Below are 16120 nucleotides of genomic sequence, written 5' to 3'. Positions count from 1 at the left end.
TGTTATTACCTCCTAGACTGCAATGGGTGCTTTTATATAAGGATGACATTCATAATCGACGATTTCCAGGTCTTCATAATCAAGATCGAACATGGATTTGTCACTGTTGACCCTGATCTCCGGTGCCTTGTAGCCCTCTCTTGAAAGCTGTGTCTTTACGGCATCCAGATGATTGGTGTATATATGCGCGTCACCGAATGTGTGCACGAAATCCGCCGGTTCCAGATTACATTCCCTGGCGACCAGATGAAGCAGGAGTGCATAGCTCGCAATGTTGAACGGAACACCGAGGAAGACATCCGCACTTCTCTGATACAGCTGAAGGCTGAGTTTTCCATCATTTACATAGAACTGGAAGAAAGCATGGCATGGCGGAAGGGCCATCGAATCGATTTCTGACGGATTCCATGCTGTGACGATGTGTCTTCTGGAATCCGGGGTGTTATTGATGCTGTGGACGACGTTTTTTAGCTGATCGGTAAACGCGCCGTCCGGCCCTTCCCATGCCCGCCACTGTCTGCCGTAGACATTGCCGAGATCACCGTATTTTTCTGCGAATGCATCATCTTCCAGTATGCGTTTTTTGAAACTTTCCATTTCGCCCTTGTAGACAGTATTGAATGATGGGTCCTGCTGTGCACGGTTGCCGAAATCTGTCATGTCCGGCCCTTCATATTCGTCTGATTCCACCCATTTTTTAAATGCCCATTCATTCCATATATTGTTGTTGTACCCAAGGAGGAACCGGATGTTCGTATCCCCTCTGATGAACCAGACCAGCTCGGTTGCAAGCATCTTGAACAACACCTTCTTCGTGGTCAGCAACGGGAATCCTTCCCTCAGGTCAAACCGCATCTGATGGCCGAAAATGGAATAGGTGCCTGTCCCTGTCCTGTCATCTTTATATTCCCCTTCGTTGAGTATTTTTTCAAGCAGTCCGTGATAAGCTCTGTCAAAGTGATTCATGCAATCCCCCTCTTTCTTTTTTCTGATTCTTTATATATAATTGATATGAATTCTTTATAGAACATTACAATCATAACTGTCTGGAGAGTGGCTTATGGAAATTATCATGGCGATCGGCCTCATACTATTATCATTTTACATGGTTTCTATGTGCATATACGAGTAATCCACCGGATAAAAAACAGGAAAGGCTCAGCCTTTCCTGTTTTTTTTACTTATGAACAGTTCTGGTCGAAACTTTCTTTGATATCCATCATGATATCTTCGATTTCCCTGCCCTCGATATGCTCGCGGGGGATGAAGTGCACCAGATCCCTGCCTTTGAATAATGCCATGGAAGGGCTGGATGGTACTTGTCCGATATACTCACGCATCTTTTCTGTCGCTTCTTTATCCTGGCCGGCAAAAACAGTCGCTTTTTTGTTCGGTTTGACCGGGTTCTGGTCGGCAACTGTGACAGCAGCCGGTCTCGCAAGCCCTGCAGCACAGCCACATACACTGTTTACCACGACAAATGCAGTTTCATCATCACTGATATTTTCCATGAACTGGTCTACGGACGCCCCGGTCGTCAAATCTTCAAACGCCTGGTTAGTCAGTTCATCACGCATCGGCTGAGCCATCTCTTTCATATATGCTTCATAAGGATTCATATCTGTCATCGCTCCCTTTCCTGAATTTGTTTCCAGACGCTTCCAAGCGCCTCTTCACCCTGCTCTATCCTGGCGATCGCCATTTCAATCTGCAGTCTTACATCATACTGGCTGTCATCCTGATGTGCCCTGAGATGCGGCAGGCTTTCTTCCGTACCTGTTTCATAGATGAACATTGCAGCGCGCCAGCGCACAATCGGACTTTTATCCCCGAGCGCCGGATACATGTCATCCAGGCCCTCAGAAAACCCAAGATCGCTGTATGCGTCCCCGGCAGTACGTCTGACCGGGACGGATTTGTCGTTCAGGCCGGTCTTCAGGTACGGCAGGGTGCTTTTCTCTTCTATCATGGCAAGCAGGCTGACAGCTTCCCGCCGCACCTGCATCTTTTCGTCTTCAAGTGCAAGTCCGAGCACTTCGTAGTCCGCCCTGGTCGGTGTTTCCATATGGTCAAGGAGCCACAGGCGTTCTTTCCAGTCCTCTTTGGAACTGAAGTCTTCTGCCGTGACTTTGAAATACCGCTTCGGTTCCGGTGTTCTTTTTGTTTTCGCCTCATCAACCAGGTGTGCGAGGTGGACTTCATTATAGAGGGCCTCTATCTCTTCGGAGACTTCGGTAAAGATTTCTTCCGGCCCGCCGTAGCGGATTCCGAAATCTTCCCATTTGCGCAGAAGGATGATGTTGTCCTCCGGCAGTGTCGCTTCAGCCACAGCTTCAGTGAAACGCCCGGGAAGTTGTCGGCGGTGTTCCTCGCCATCATTCAGTTTAATCTGGTATGGAATGTTCTTGAAGGTGAGCACCTGGGTGGTGACCTCCCCGTATGGAGTATCTAATTCAAGTTTTTTTTTACATCTTCCGATCCACCGGCAAATGTTTCTTCGATTTGTGGTATGAGCGTTTCCCAGTCCACTTTCGGAGATTTGTCGACCGAGATGAAATCGAGGGCGTGAAATACGCTTTTTACATCTTCAAGTTCAAGGATGCGGTTGATAAAATCCGGTGCTTCATCTGAAACTTCCCTGTAAGTGGATGATTTCATCTCCGCCTTCTCTTCACTTACGGTGATTTTCATAGTATTCGGGCTTGGTGTCGGTTCAATTCTTACAATTTCCATTATGATCCTCCTATTGCAGATTGTTGCCATGTGCCCGTATCTGTTTACCTACGGAGCATTCATGTATACAGAAATTATGTGCAGTCGTCTTGCTGCCCTGCTGCCTGTTGAGCATCTTCAGGATACAGTCACGACAGTATTTCTCTTCAAGATTGTTGATCTTATCCAAAACTTTGGTATTCACATTTCAACCTCCTGAACCAATTATACATAATCGGCATCGATAAAAAAAGGATGACCGGCCTGTTCATCCTTTTTTATGCCTGTATAAGGCCTCCCTGGCGAGTTCATCCGCACGGCGGTTTTCGCGCCGCGGTGTCCAACTCACCAGGAACAGGTCAAATTGATCAAGTTCAGCTTCAATTCTCCTGTAGTATTCCCTGAATACAGGATTTTTGACAAATCTCCTGTCAAAACTGTCGGAGACCACTTTGGAGTCCGTGTGTATGATAAGAGAGTTGAAACCGTGCTCCGCTGCCTTTTTGACAGCAAACAGGAGCACAGCCCATTCCGCTTCATGGTTATCCATCTCCCCGAGGAACACTGTGTATTCCAGGGCCGTCCCTTCATCTTTGAAGACCGCTGCCCCCGCCGCCATTTTAGGAGCGGGTGATGCCGCAGCATCAATATACACCATCGTCATAGATCCAGTGTGTCCACATATCTGCTGCTGATGGTCAGATTATGGCCCTCCAGTACGGATTTGATGTGCCCGGGATTTACAGAAAGCGGTGATCTTGTTTCAACGAGGTTGATGTCAACGGGGACATCCGTAATGATTCTTGCAAGTCTGAGCGACATATCAAGGGACACTCTGTCCGCTTCGATCTTCGATCTGACAGAAGGCGTCAGGCTGTCCAGATTCAAGAGCAGCTGTTCTATGCTGCCATGTTCCCTGATGAGTTTGAGCGCAGTCTTCTCGCCGATGCCTTTGACCCCGAAATAGCCATCCCCGGGATCGCCCATGAGCGCCTTCACATCTATGAACTGTCCGGGGCGTATACCATACTGCGCTTCGAACAGATCCTTCGTATACATATTGTACTCTGTAAAGCCCTTTTTCGTCAGCCAGATGTCATTTGTACCATCCAGCAGCTGCAGCAGGTCACGGTCCCCGCTGACGATGATGAGATCGTCATATTTCTTTGAAAGGGTGCCGATGATATCGTCCGCTTCATAGCCTCTGATCCCGGTCTGGCAGAACCCGATGTCATCAATGACTTCTTTTACATAGTCAAACTGGGGGATCAGTTCCTCAGGCGGCGCCGTGCGGTTCTTCTTATAATCTTTGAACCATTCATTCCGGATTGTCTCAGATCCCATATCCCATGTGATGACCATTCTTGCGGGTTTCAGTATTTCCACGAGCTTGAGCGTATGTCTGATCATGCCCTGGATGCCATTCGTCGGCACCCCCGCTTCATTGATCATGAACTGGTTGCGGAAACTGGTTGCAAAGAAATGCCTGAACAACAGTGCCATCCCGTCTATGACCAGCGTTTTATCATTATCCATGTATTCTGCCCATCCTTTCATTCAGCCGGGTGTCTCCCGTTGCCACCGCGTTGTCACTGTCTGTGATCCATTCGGAGAAGCTGCCGCCATAAAGTTTTACCGGCAGACCCATCTCATCCAGCAGTACGAACATCGGTGTTGCACTCATGCCGGAGCCGCAATACACGATGATCTCTCTGTATTTTTCGAGTTCCGTCTTCATGTAGCCGAGGGCGCCGAAATCGATGACACCATCCCTATGAATTGAAGACAGGGGTATATTGATCGCGGACGGGATATGCCCCTTTTTGCTGTCGATGGGTTCCTCGACACCGAGATACCTGTTCCGTGACCTGACATCGATCAGCAGTACATGAGGTCTGCCTGCTCTAGCCTGTACGTCTTCCATTGAACGGAATATGTCTTCAGACACTTCCCGGTTTCCCGCCTGTATGCTTACATCTTCAAGTGGCACTGCAGCAGCATCCCTGTCTGTTGTCAGACTCTCAAGCGCCTGCACGGAATCATTCCACAGGAAAACGTTGTGTCCGTATAGTCTGAACAGGTAGTACAGGCGTGTATGGAAAAAGCTGTTTTCATCTGCGAAAAGAATGATATCGTTAGCGCCGCCTCCGAGGGCATCATAAAGTGTATCGATCACCCCCGACTTTGGAATCGGATGTCTCCCGCCGTTTATCCCGTCTTCGGTGAACATCCATGGAACCTGACTGATATGGACGGAACCTTCCACCGGTGACTTCTCTATCCGCTCCACTGATGAGCTGTGATTATCCATGACGTTCCTGCAGTCGGCAAGTGTCAGTTTGCGTTTGCCCAGTGTGCCTGATGTTTTTGCATTAATAATCATAATGCTTCCACCTCCGTCGTCTGTCTGATTGCTTCAAGCAGCATTTTGTCCTCATCATGATCTTCCCTGCTTATTTCGGGAAGCGGTTCTGTGAGTGAGGCGAGTATAGCCGCCTTATTGTCTTTGGAAACCTCATCTTTAAGAGACATGTAGCGGCGGGACATGCCTTCCACATCAGCTTTTAGCGATTCATGGTCGATGGATTGTATCAGAGCTCTTGAAAGTTCCAGGAGTTCTTCTCTGAAGGCTTTCGTGCTACTGCGTGCCTGGTTCAGCGATTTTCCGTAGGATTCAAGGATACTTTCATCTATTGCAGTTTCAAGCTGTTCCTCCTCCACAGAAGGATTCGCAAGGGTTTCGGCGGTATTCGCTTCCTTGAGACGTTCGTTGAACTGCCGGACAGACTGTTCGTATTCTGCGTCCGCTTTCCGGTATACGGCATTGAATGCAGTCGCCGCTTCCATGCTCAGGAACTGGTTGATTTCTCTTCTGAGCATCGCTTCATTTTTGGCCATGAACTTCCTGTCCGACATGTCGTGCACCGTGATGAGGCCTTTAAGGTGATCATAGAGTTTCAGTTCAAGCTGCCTGTCCATGTGGGAAAGTATGATATCTGCTTCCTGGTCCAATAAAGGTACCATATCCATTGCTGTATGATTTCTGAGCTCTTCTGTAAGCATCCGCCGCGTGCGTTCTATTTTCGCAATCTCTTCCTGCTGGTTGATATATCTTCTGATATTGCTTTCCAGTGCCGCTTCAAGCTGTGCTTTTGTCTCTTCGAGGGAAGCTGTCTGGATTTTTGCGGCATTCTTCTCAGCCAGTTCCATGATGACTGCTTTGGCTGTGCTGAATCTTTCGTCACCGCCTTCGAGCGCCCGTTTGCTGGACAGCGGGAATATGACGTTTCTTAGCCCGAGCTGCCTGAGCGAGCCGGACATATAGTCGATCACTTTTTCCAGATCCTCTTCGGATTTCATCAGATCTACGGCGTTGATTACGAATATGATCGGGAAATCATCGCCTTTGATGGACTGGATATACTTGAGGAAACTCTCATCCGAACGGCTGAACACGTGATTGTAGTAGGACACGTATATGATCAGGTCGCTGCCTGCAATGATGTTGTGGGTTTCCTTCGTGTGCCGCTGGTTGATGGAGTTTATCCCCGGGGAGTCCACGATGCTGAACCTTTCAGTCAGTTCACCGGGAACCGAGAGCAGTGCCTTATGGATGAATATCGCATCGTGATCCGAACTGATCCTGTGGATCAGTTCGTCGGATGTTATCGGCAGTGTCTGACCGAGATATGGCTTATAATCTTCGTAATTATGGAACACGCCGTTCACGAACGGCATATAAGCCTCCGTCACTGTATTGCGGTGACGTTTCAGCCAGCCCATGTAGTCTTCTGTGGAACTGCCGGCCTGATTCGTAATCATTTTCAGCGTGCCGGCAAGATCCTCTTCCCGTTTGTAGACGGCATAACTTTCGCTGCCGCCATTTATCTCCGTAATTGCTGCGGTGGTCGGGTTCGGGCTTGTCCTGAGCTTCGTCTCCCCCAACAGGGCATTGATGAACGTCGTCTTTCCTGCACTGAAACCGCCGAAGACGCTGATATTCACAAGCCCCCCGTCGATGCGGCCGAGCTTGTCTGTGAACACACGGCTGAACCTTTCGTGCCTCGGGTGCCCTTCAAGCAGTGCGCGCACCTGTCTGAAAGGAGCTATATCCACTGCTGTTTCCGCTTCTGTATGATAACTGTCGGTACTTCCGGATTCTCCGGCACCGGCATTTTTGAAATCATACTCAACGGGTTCCGCCAGGTTCAATTTTTCCAGCTCGTCGTCCATGTGGATGTAGAAATGTCTGTAGTTGGCAGTCTCCAGCGATTCTTTCAGTTTCAAAAGGTTTTTGAGCTGTTCATAATCGGTGCGTTCGCTAGCGAGCCCTTTATTTCCGTGCATCCCCTTTACATTGCCGGCCTCGAGTGTACCGAGATGGTCCACCGCCTGAAGTGAAACATCCTTTTCCACACTGCGTTTGAGCTTATCCAGATAATTGAGTATATAGGCATTGCTCAGTGTAGTGATTTCCTCCTCATGAAGGAGGCCGCTCCCCCATTTGTATCTGAAGGGCGCCCCAATCAGGCCGAGTTCCCCGAAGAGCCCATTGACGGGCGCATCGATTTCCGTCGCTATGACGGGGGTGAGTGTTTCTTCTATGTCACAGAGGGCACCTTTGTACAGTGCCTCCTGCTTTTTCTTCCTGCCGAATAAACCGCCGGCACGGATATCACCCGATATCACTTTGAGATAATCGGAAATGGCACTTTTCACCGGGTGCGGATACAGATAGCTGTTTTTCGCAATCTCCTTCGTGCGCTGTCTGACATAATCCGCCAGTGCGTCGGGATCATCGTGAAGACTGGCAAGCGCATCGTTTTTAATTTCGTTTTCGAGATAGGTTATATGACTGTCGACCTCTTCTGTGTTTTTGCCCTCCGCAACGGGCTGTCTTTTGAAAATGTCACTGAGTTCGCCGTCTATATACTGCGTCTGCCTGTCCTCGATATTTGAAATGATGCGTTCGTGATAGTCTGCCTTATATGCCTCATGTTGTCTTTCGATGCCGGTGATCAGATTGGTCAGTTCTGTAATTTCATTGTAGGGCGAGTCATAGATGGTTGTCGTGAATATTTCTTCAGGCGCTATCTTCCACTGCGCGAGCGTCGATTGGATCCTTGAAAGGAAGGTATCCATGGTCAGTTCGCTGGCGTCATGCTTGTCGACCTGATTGATCACAAGCGCAAAAGGGATGCCGAGGGCGGCGATATCTCTTAGGAGCTTCAGGTTGTGTTCACTCTCCACATGGTTGTACTCCACCATGAAGAAGATATAGTCGCTGTTCAGGAGGAAGCGGTTGGCACTCTCCTCGTGTCCGCGGGTACTGGAATCCACCCCGGGCGTGTCTTGGAACACCGTGCGGTCCCGGAAAACGGGGTGTTTCAAATCCATTTCTATTGATGTGATATCAAGATCTTTTGTGTTCAGGTCCCGGAGCGCCGCGTAGTTTTCGAGCGGTATATATTTATACTGGTCGATGAATGCCTTTATCTCTTCGGATTCACCGATCTGGACGGAGACGGTGTTGCTTGTCGTCGGCACAGGGGACGACGGCAGGATGGTATGGTCGAGCAGATGGTTGATCAGGCTCGACTTGCCTGCAGAGTAATGTCCGATGAATGAGAACACAAGCTGGTCTTTGTATGTTTTCATGATTGCATGATCAATCTGCGAAACGAGTACATGATTATTAGATTTGAGTATCTCTTTTTTCAGTTTGTACAGTATCTCCAGTGTCGATGAATGCTTCACTCAGTCTTCAGCCCGCTTTCCCCAGTATTGGAAGAATGTCGTTTCGATGTAACCGTTGAACAGCTTTCTGCGTTTTGTCGCCTTTTTGCCCACAATATGCTCGAATTCCTTGTTGGATGTCATCAGGTAGACGCTCAGAGCCGGATTCGATTTCATCAGCGCCCCGACCCTCCTGTACATGTCCTCGACAGCTTTTGCCTCCCCGATGCGCTCACCATACGGGGGGTTGGTCACCATCTGTACAGCCCCCTCCCTGGTGGAGAGGTCATGGATATCCTTCACCTCAAAACGGATGTTGTCATCCAGGCCGACCTCCATGGCGTTGTCCCGTGCAATCCGGATCATGCGTTCGTCGATGTCCGAGGCATAAATTTCGGTTTCCCTGTCATAGAGGGCAGCATCCTCGAGTTCCATGCGTACTCTGCGCCATTCTTCCGGCGGAATGACATCCCATTTTTCCGAGTCGAATGTCCTGTTTGAACCGGGGGCGATATTGAGCGCGATCATCGCCGCCTCTATCACAATCGTGCCGGATCCCGCAAAGGGGTCGATGAGCGGCTTGGTGCCGTCATAGTTTGCAAGTTTCAGCATGGAGGCCGCCAGGGTCTCCTTGATCGGTGCCTCCCCCTGGCCGGTCCGGTAGCCGCGGCGGTGAAGCGCGGGCCCGCTGGTGTCGATGGTGAGAAGGGCGCGGTCCTTATGGATGGAGATATCTATCTTGTAACGCGGGCCGCTCTCCGGCAGCTTGCCTCTGATGCTGAATGCATCTCTGAGATGCTCAACCACTGCCTTTTTAACAATCCGCTGCACATCCGGCACACTGTAGAGTGTCGATTTGTGGGACCGGCCGGTCACTGGGAATTCGGCCCCCGGGCCGAGAATGTCCGACCAGGGCAGAGCCTTCGTCTGCTCGAACAGTTCATCGAAGGTTTTCGCTTCAAAGTCCCCGATGATGATGCGGATCCTGTCGGCGGTGCGCATCATCAGGTTGGTCCTGATGATTGCTTCCGGCCCCCCTTCAAAGAAGACTCTGCCGTTTTCGAGTGTGGTTTCGTATCCGAGCGATTCAATTTCATCCGCGACTACCCGTTCCAGTCCCATCGGTGTGTTTGCCAGTAATTTAAAAGTCATTAAATTACCCTCCCTGTGTGGTTTATGTAATATCAAAATTTGTAAAATAAAAGCTCTCCATACGTGATGGAGAGCGTCTCTAGTCCGGTGTCTCTATAAGCCATGTTCTGTACCGCTGTGCTGCGGGCGTGCACTAGCTACACTCGCACATTGGTGATAATCATCTGTCTATACTACTATCGTAATATCTTTCCTCGGGTTGAATTCCCGTTGGAAAGTGCTCCTACCAAATTTGGATTGCTCACTCGAGGGGTTTACCGCGTTCCACCTTCATGCATTTCTGCTGAAGCTCCGTCACTGTGGCACTTTTACAGTTACTAGGGCCATATGAATACACACTTAGGCCGGTTCACAGCCGTCAGCCGTCTTAAACGGGCTGCCCTGACTTATTGTTTCGTCAGGCACGAACACTACGACCATCTCAGAATCGTGTGAGCATGGACTTTCCTCTATGCATCTCAGGAATGCATAGCGATTATCAGAAACACCGTGCTGCTTGCATTAATGATCTTCGGAAGATCAGTTCACTTTTGATTGGCCGAACACTTTCTTCTCCAGACTGCTCAATCTCTTGAGGATGTCTATCTGATGATTCTGTGTCTGGTTGTCAGCTGATCTTGATTTCGTTGCGACACGGATTCTGAGGTCCTCGACTTCTTTTTTCAGCCGGGCATTCTCTTCCTCCAGGCGCTTGAGATTGCTGTTCATATCAGCCATCTTCTGATAGTCACTGATCACATCATCCAGGAAACTATCCACTTCGAGGGGCTTGAACCCCCGGACGGACTTTTCGAATTCCTTCTCAAAAATATCCTTTGCTGACAATTTCAGCGTCTGTTCACTCATCGTCTCACCTCTCAACTGTCATATCTGGAATCTATGAAAGTATTGATTTCATCAAATTGTATTCTTTCAATATTATACGTATTATCCGTCTGGAATTCAAGTATTTCGTTGTATAAGAATCGTGTTTTGGACGGCGTCTCCTCATCATACACAATAATGGCCTGGTCCGTATTCTCAAGCAGGAACCGGTTGATCTGCCTGAACATTCCAGGATTTGCATAGGGCTTTTCGAAAATGAACCTGTGGAAATCGCATTCGGCCAGTATTTCATTGAGAACGATCTTTTCTTCATCCTTATACCTTTCATCAAAGTCATGGAACGGCTTCAGCACTGCAAGTCCCACATCATAATCTTCCCTGATTTCAAGGATGCATTTTGCGGCATAGAGTTCTATGCCGGTATATCCCTGTATGATGAACCATTCCGTGCCGGTTTCCAGATATTCGCGAATCTTATGCCTTAAAAAATCCGTGAGTACCTCTTTCTTGGGGTCGTTATTCTTGAATATGCCGAGCTCGTAAGGGCGGTATCCCGCTATCAGTGTCTTCATGAAATGAGACCTTCCCTTTTGGCATGCTGCACCCACATATTTATGAACTTGGTCTTTTCCTTGTAGAGCTTCCTGCTGAACCGTCCGGCATGGCAGGACATCAGGAGCTCCAGGAACTCTTCGACCACCTTCTGTCTTGTCACCGGGTCGAACCGTCCGTCGGTGTCTATTTCTTCCATATTATATACGAGGGTCTTATTCGTCTCAAGAAACGGTGCGATTTCCGTTTCGAAGTCGAATTCATACCCCTCCTTTGCCTTCCGATACCGTGCATCCACTTCATCAAGCAGTGATGTGAGTGCATCGTAAGCTTCAATTCTTGACAAAAATGCCACACTCCCTATAATAATGATTGGTTTATTTCACTTATTTTATTGTATAATATTATAATATCATCATACAGAAATATGGAAGGCGATGTTAATGAAGTATCCTAAAGGTACGAGGCCCGGAGGACAGAACAAACCCGGTGCCGGCCGCAGGAAAGGCGGCGAAGTGCACTACGGCTCAAGGGGCATGACGCTTGAGAAGGATCTGGACTTTGCCAACAGCTACTATCTGGAGCACGGCCGCGCGGTGATACATAAGAAGCCGACACCTGTCCAGATCGTAAACGTTGATTATCCTTCCAGAAACAAAGCCAAAATAAACGAAGCTTATTTCAAAGTGCCGTCGACGAGTGACTACAACGGACTGTACAAAGGGAAATATATCGATTTTGAAGCAAAGGAAACACGGAATGAATCACGTTTCCCGTTCATCAACATCCATGAGCATCAGGTGCGCCACATGCACCAGTGCCATCTGCACGGCGGCATAGTGTTCATCATAATCAAATTCACACGCTTTGATGAAACCTACATGATGCCCTTCGAAAAGTTCCTCCCCTACTGGGAAAGGTTTTTGGATGATGGCAGGAAATCCATCCGCTATACTGATATCAAAGAAGACAGCCTTTCTCTGAGCACAGGCATCAATCCGAGAATCGACTATCTTGCAGCCGTTGATGAATTTTATTTTGAGAATGGAGATTAGATAATGGATCAGAATAACTATAAAAGGACAGGCAGGCCGGGCCGGAAAAAACCGGCAGCAGGCCGTAAAAAGGACAAAGGGAAAATGTCCCGGTCATCCCTCATCAAACGGATACTGCTTTGGGCGGTTCTGATCGGACTTGTGATGCTGGTGCTGGGTTCATTCCTCTTTGCCTACTATGCATCCAAGGCCCCGGCGTTCAGTGAAGAGAAGTTGAAGGATCCGATACCTGCACGCGTATATGATAAGGATGACAATCTCGTCACCACACTGTACCAGGGCCAGAAAAGAGAGCTCGTTGAGATAGAAAATGTACCCGGACAGATGACGGATGCCGTACTCGCCATCGAGGACGACAGATTCTACGAGCACGGGGCAATAGACTTCATCCGGCTCGGCGGTGCGGTGCTCAGCAACCTCACGGACGGTTTCGGCAGCGAAGGTGCGAGTACGATCACCCAGCAGGTGGTGAAAAGAGCCTTCCTGACGGCGGATAAGACGATTGAAAGAAAGGCCCAGGAGGCCTACCTTGCCTACCGTCTGGAGCAGGAGTATTCCAAAGATGAAATACTTGAAATGTACTTGAACAAGATCTATTATTCCGACGGGATATACGGCATCCGGACGGCAAGCAACTACTATTTCGATAAGGAGCTGGAAGAGCTGAATCTGGCAGAGTCTGCTTATCTCGCAGGGCTTCCACAGCTGCCGAACGCATACAACCTTTACGTAGATCCGGAACGTGGGACGAAGCGTGCCCATACAGTGCTCTACCAGATGCTGAACCACGAGCGGATTACTCAGGAGCAGTATGACGAAGCGGTCAACACTGATATCACTGCAAACCTTGTTGAGCGCACCGAGGAAGAGCGTGCGGATATCGAACCGGAAGATCCGGAGTACGCCTCCTATATCAATGTGATCAAACAGGAGCTGCAGACGAATGAAAAATTCGAAGGTATGGAGTTGTCCGAGGCGCTGGCCAGCGGACTCGACATCTACACCAACATGGATGCGGACATCCAGAGGCAGCTACAGGGCATGGCGGACAACGAGGATTACTATTACAACCCTAAATTCCAGAGCGAGCACTTCAATATCGCCTCCAGCATCCTGGATACCGAGACAGGCAACCTCGTCGCAGTCACAGGCGGCCGGGATTACAGGGAAGTCGTCAACCATAACCAGGCGTTAACACCCAAGAACGCCGGTTCAACGATGAAGCCTTTCCTTGCCTACGGCCCCGCGATTGAAAATATGGAATGGCGGACGGATCATAAGATCGAAGATGAATATGAATACAGTCCGAAAGGCCATGACAACACTATCTACAACTATGATATGCAGGACCACGGCGAAGTGACCATGCGTGACGCCCTGAGGCAGAGTTTCAACATTCCGGCGGTCAAGACATTCGAAACAGTCAGAGAGGAAGCCGGTGACAATGCACCGGAGGAATTCGCCGAGAAGACAGGCCTTGACTACAGTGAGAAAGAGGACGGCAACTATTCACTGTCGTTCAATGATGTCCTCGGCGGCAGCCAGTCGACATTCAGCCCGATGCAGATGGCGGAGGCCTACTCCACCCTCGGCAACGGCGGTACCTTTAATGAGGCACAGGCCATCCGCTATGTAGAGACCGATGAAGGAGAAACGATCGAATTTGAAAGCGAGTCCCATCAGGCGATGGAGGACTACACGGCATACATGCTCACTGACATGCTCAAAGGGACATTCGAGCCATACGGCAGTGCCGATTATATCCAGATGGACGGGCTGAACATCGCCGGCAAGACAGGCACAACTTCCTACTCCAGGTCTGTCAGGGAAGAATACAATCTGCCGGATAATGCAGCGAAGGATGCCTGGATGATTGGCTACACGCCAGAATATACAATGAGCGTCTGGACCGGTTTCACTGCCACTGAAGAAAATGGTGACACGTCATTCGTGGGGCAGGATGAACAGATCACCCCGCAATGGTTCTTCCGGGACATAATGCAGTCGATTTCGACGTATAACGGCCAGGATTTCGAACGTCCGGACAGCGTAGTCGACATCTCCGGCGGAGAGCTCGCTGTCCGTGGCAGTGAAGAACTCCAAAGCTATCAGGACAGGCAGGAAGAGCAGCAGCGTGCCGAAGAGGAGCGCAGGGAACAGCAGGCTGAAGAACGTGCACGAAGAGAAGCGGAAGAGCAGCGTGAAGAGGAAGAGACTGAAGAAGAGGAAACTACCGAGGAATCGACAGAAGAAGAATCAACTGAAGAGGAAACTACCGAGGAACCGACTGAGGAAGATTCAACAGAAGAGGAAACCACTGAAGAACCGACAGAAGAAGAGACCACCGAAGAAGAGACCACTGAAGAAACCACTGAGGAACCGACACAGGAAGAAGCTACAGAGGAGTCGGAACCCCAGGAGGAGTCAACTGAAGAATCAGGTGACAGTGCCGCATAGGCAAAACAGCGCCCCGGGTCAATTTGACCCGGGGCGCTGGTTTATCTTCTGGAGCGGTATGAAGCACTGCGTTTATTGAATTCATCATAAATGTTTTTCAGCTGGATGATGCTGTGGTACCGGCAGGGTCTTGCATCGATGTAGTCCATCCGTTCCCTGTAGTTGAGCGGCAGGAGGGCTCCGGAATCTTCCGGTGCATCTGAAATGATTGTCCGTTTGATATGTTCCCGGATTTCATCCCTGAACCGGTTGTATATTGTCCGGTCGGGGTTTTTGGCGTTTTCAATCAGGCAGTCATACATTTCCTCTATACTCATTGGCCGGCTTTCACTTTCATGCGCTTCTGCCCTTCCCTGCAATCTTCAAGGAGCGGACAGACATCACATTTGGGCGATCTTGACAGGCAGTGGTAGCGGCCGAAGAAGATGAGCTGATGGTGGGTTTTGCTCCACCTTTCAGCGGGGATCTTTTTCATCAGTGTCCGTTCGACTTCGAGGACGGAATCTTTGTAGCGGGCGATTCCAAGCCGTTTTGTCACCCGTTCAACATGTGTGTCCACCGCAATCCGCGGTACATCGAATGCCACGGACAGCACGACGTTGGCAGTTTTCCGCCCCACTCCGGCGAGACTTACCAGATCATCATAATTGCCCGGAATTTCGCCGTCATAGCGGTCGATGAGATCACGGCACAGTTTCTGGATGTTTTTTGCCTTGTTGCGGAACAGCCCTATGGACCTGATGTCGTTTTCAAGTTCTTCGAGCCCCACCGCCAGAAAGTCTTCAGGTGTCTTATACTTTTTGAACAGCTCCCGTGTCACTCTGTTGACCAGATTGTCGGTGCATTGGGCTGAGAGCAGCACTGCTATGGTCAGCTCAAAAGAGTTTTCATGGATGAGTTCACATTCCGCGTCCGGGAACATTGCGTCGATCTTATCAATCATTTCCATCGTTTTTTTGCCACTAATCAAATACATCTTCTCCTTCCAGCCAGGAACGGACCGGCATTCTCTTACGGCTGTCCTGTTCTTCTTTCCTGTTGTCGGTGCTGTTCAATATACGTTCAACATATTGGAGCGACGTCACCTGGTTCTGATAGGCAATATCGATTGCTTCCTTAATCTTTTCAGGTGTATGACCGGAATCATCCAGCCAGCTGTTCATACGCTGGAATTCATTCGGACTGATTACCCTGCCGTAAAGCAGTTCCACATACTCGAACAGTTCCCTGATTTTTGACGGGTCCTTCTTTTTATATCCAATATCGGTATCGGCAGCCTTGATAAGCTTATTGAACAGGGGCTCCAGACTGAAACGTTCGATGAACTTGCCATGGTCCTTTACAGTCTCCACTTCGATCAGACCGTTCTGTATGAGGTTTTCCATGATCTTCGAGATATCATTTTCCGACATCGTCGTGTGGGTGGCAAGTGTCCCGAAATCCGGCAGCTGATCAGAGCTATCGTGAATATCGATCAGGCGTATAAGGACGACGAGGGTGCGTTCATCCACTCCCAGGGTGCCGTATTTATCTATCAGGATTTTATTCACAGGTATATTGATATAACGCATATATCTTTCAAGCATATTTGTATCTCCTTATGAAAAATATCGCCCGGAGGCGATATTTTA

Annotated in this window: 16 protein-coding genes, 1 other RNA gene and 1 pseudogene; 2 read left to right on the top strand and 16 right to left on the bottom strand. The window is 49.3% G+C overall.

Annotated elements, in window-relative coordinates; genetic code table 11:
- Positions 1 to 12: 12 nt before the first annotated feature.
- The 13 genes and pseudogenes from WN59_RS01985 to WN59_RS01930 all read right to left on the bottom strand — a co-directional run bounded on the left by WN59_RS01985 (position 13) and on the right by WN59_RS01930 (position 11332).
- Entirely contained in the window at positions 13 to 966 is a 954-nt protein-coding gene (locus WN59_RS01985) for a thymidylate synthase (protein ID WP_046511737.1), read from the bottom strand.
- A gap of 215 nt (positions 967 to 1181) precedes the next feature.
- On the bottom strand, positions 1182 to 1619 hold the full coding sequence (locus tag WN59_RS01980) for a BrxA/BrxB family bacilliredoxin (protein WP_046512774.1): 438 nt from the start codon (positions 1617 to 1619) through the stop codon (positions 1182 to 1184).
- 5 nt (positions 1620 to 1624) lie between these two features.
- Positions 1625 to 2733, bottom strand: a pseudogene (locus tag WN59_RS01975) (conserved virulence factor C family protein).
- Between the two features lie 10 nt (positions 2734 to 2743).
- Positions 2744 to 2917, bottom strand: coding sequence for a zinc-finger domain-containing protein (locus WN59_RS13455; protein WP_017548969.1), 174 nt, complete (start codon positions 2915 to 2917; stop codon positions 2744 to 2746).
- 63 nt (positions 2918 to 2980) lie between these two features.
- Complete coding sequence (locus WN59_RS01965; RefSeq protein WP_046511730.1) at positions 2981 to 3376, bottom strand: ribonuclease HI family protein; 396 nt, start codon at positions 3374 to 3376, stop codon at positions 2981 to 2983.
- The gene (locus WN59_RS01960; RefSeq protein ID WP_046512770.1) at positions 3373 to 4248 is read right to left on the bottom strand and encodes a 5'-3' exonuclease; all 876 of its coding nucleotides are present in this window, start codon (positions 4246 to 4248) and stop codon (positions 3373 to 3375) included. The genes WN59_RS01965 and WN59_RS01960 overlap by 4 nt, the downstream gene beginning before the upstream one ends.
- On the bottom strand, positions 4241 to 5095 hold the full coding sequence (locus tag WN59_RS01955) for a sulfurtransferase (protein ID WP_046511726.1): 855 nt from the start codon (positions 5093 to 5095) through the stop codon (positions 4241 to 4243). Before WN59_RS01955 ends, WN59_RS01960 begins: the two co-directional genes overlap by 8 nt.
- On the bottom strand, positions 5092 to 8469 hold the full coding sequence (locus WN59_RS01950; RefSeq protein WP_046511723.1) for a dynamin family protein: 3378 nt from the start codon (positions 8467 to 8469) through the stop codon (positions 5092 to 5094). The genes WN59_RS01955 and WN59_RS01950 overlap by 4 nt, the downstream gene beginning before the upstream one ends.
- Positions 8470 to 9600: a THUMP domain-containing class I SAM-dependent RNA methyltransferase gene (locus tag WN59_RS01945; protein ID WP_046511720.1), complete on the bottom strand. Its 1131-nt coding sequence runs from the start codon at positions 9598 to 9600 to the stop codon at positions 8470 to 8472.
- 91 nt (positions 9601 to 9691) lie between these two features.
- Positions 9692 to 10087: RNase P RNA component class B (gene rnpB, locus WN59_RS13385), an RNA gene on the bottom strand.
- 32 nt (positions 10088 to 10119) lie between these two features.
- Positions 10120 to 10446, bottom strand: coding sequence for a cell division regulator GpsB (gpsB, locus tag WN59_RS01940; RefSeq protein ID WP_017548963.1), 327 nt, complete (start codon positions 10444 to 10446; stop codon positions 10120 to 10122).
- 11 nt (positions 10447 to 10457) lie between these two features.
- Entirely contained in the window at positions 10458 to 10997 is a 540-nt protein-coding gene (locus tag WN59_RS01935; RefSeq protein WP_046511717.1) for an SLOG family protein, read from the bottom strand.
- Entirely contained in the window at positions 10994 to 11332 is a 339-nt protein-coding gene (locus WN59_RS01930) for a hypothetical protein (RefSeq protein WP_231577059.1), read from the bottom strand. Before WN59_RS01930 ends, WN59_RS01935 begins: the two co-directional genes overlap by 4 nt.
- Positions 11333 to 11414: 82 nt before the next feature.
- Between WN59_RS01930 and recU the strand changes: the two genes are divergently transcribed.
- Together recU and WN59_RS01920 are read left to right on the top strand one after the other, a co-directional pair.
- A complete protein-coding gene (recU, locus tag WN59_RS01925; protein ID WP_408005379.1) occupies positions 11415 to 12032 on the top strand; it encodes a Holliday junction resolvase RecU in 618 nt (205 codons plus the stop codon).
- A gap of 3 nt (positions 12033 to 12035) precedes the next feature.
- Positions 12036 to 14489, top strand: a complete 2454-nt coding sequence (locus WN59_RS01920; RefSeq protein ID WP_046511708.1) for a transglycosylase domain-containing protein — start codon at positions 12036 to 12038, stop codon at positions 14487 to 14489.
- 41 nt (positions 14490 to 14530) lie between these two features.
- On the opposite strand, the gene WN59_RS01915 is transcribed toward WN59_RS01920, so the two are convergent.
- Genes WN59_RS01915 through WN59_RS01905 form a run of 3 tightly spaced genes read right to left on the bottom strand, consistent with a single transcriptional unit; the run spans position 14531 to position 16075 of the window.
- The gene (locus WN59_RS01915; protein WP_046511705.1) at positions 14531 to 14806 is read right to left on the bottom strand and encodes a YpoC family protein; all 276 of its coding nucleotides are present in this window, start codon (positions 14804 to 14806) and stop codon (positions 14531 to 14533) included.
- Positions 14803 to 15459: an endonuclease III gene (gene nth, locus WN59_RS01910; RefSeq protein WP_046511703.1), complete on the bottom strand. Its 657-nt coding sequence runs from the start codon at positions 15457 to 15459 to the stop codon at positions 14803 to 14805. Before nth ends, WN59_RS01915 begins: the two co-directional genes overlap by 4 nt.
- Entirely contained in the window at positions 15452 to 16075 is a 624-nt protein-coding gene (locus WN59_RS01905; RefSeq protein ID WP_046511700.1) for a DnaD domain-containing protein, read from the bottom strand. The genes nth and WN59_RS01905 overlap by 8 nt, the downstream gene beginning before the upstream one ends.
- Between the last annotated feature and the right edge of the window lie 45 nt (positions 16076 to 16120).

Origin of the sequence: Salinicoccus sediminis (assembly GCF_000986795.1) — a bacterium.
GTDB classification, from domain to species: domain Bacteria; phylum Bacillota; class Bacilli; order Staphylococcales; family Salinicoccaceae; genus Salinicoccus; species Salinicoccus sediminis.
This window is presented reverse-complemented; position numbering and strand designations above follow the sequence as displayed.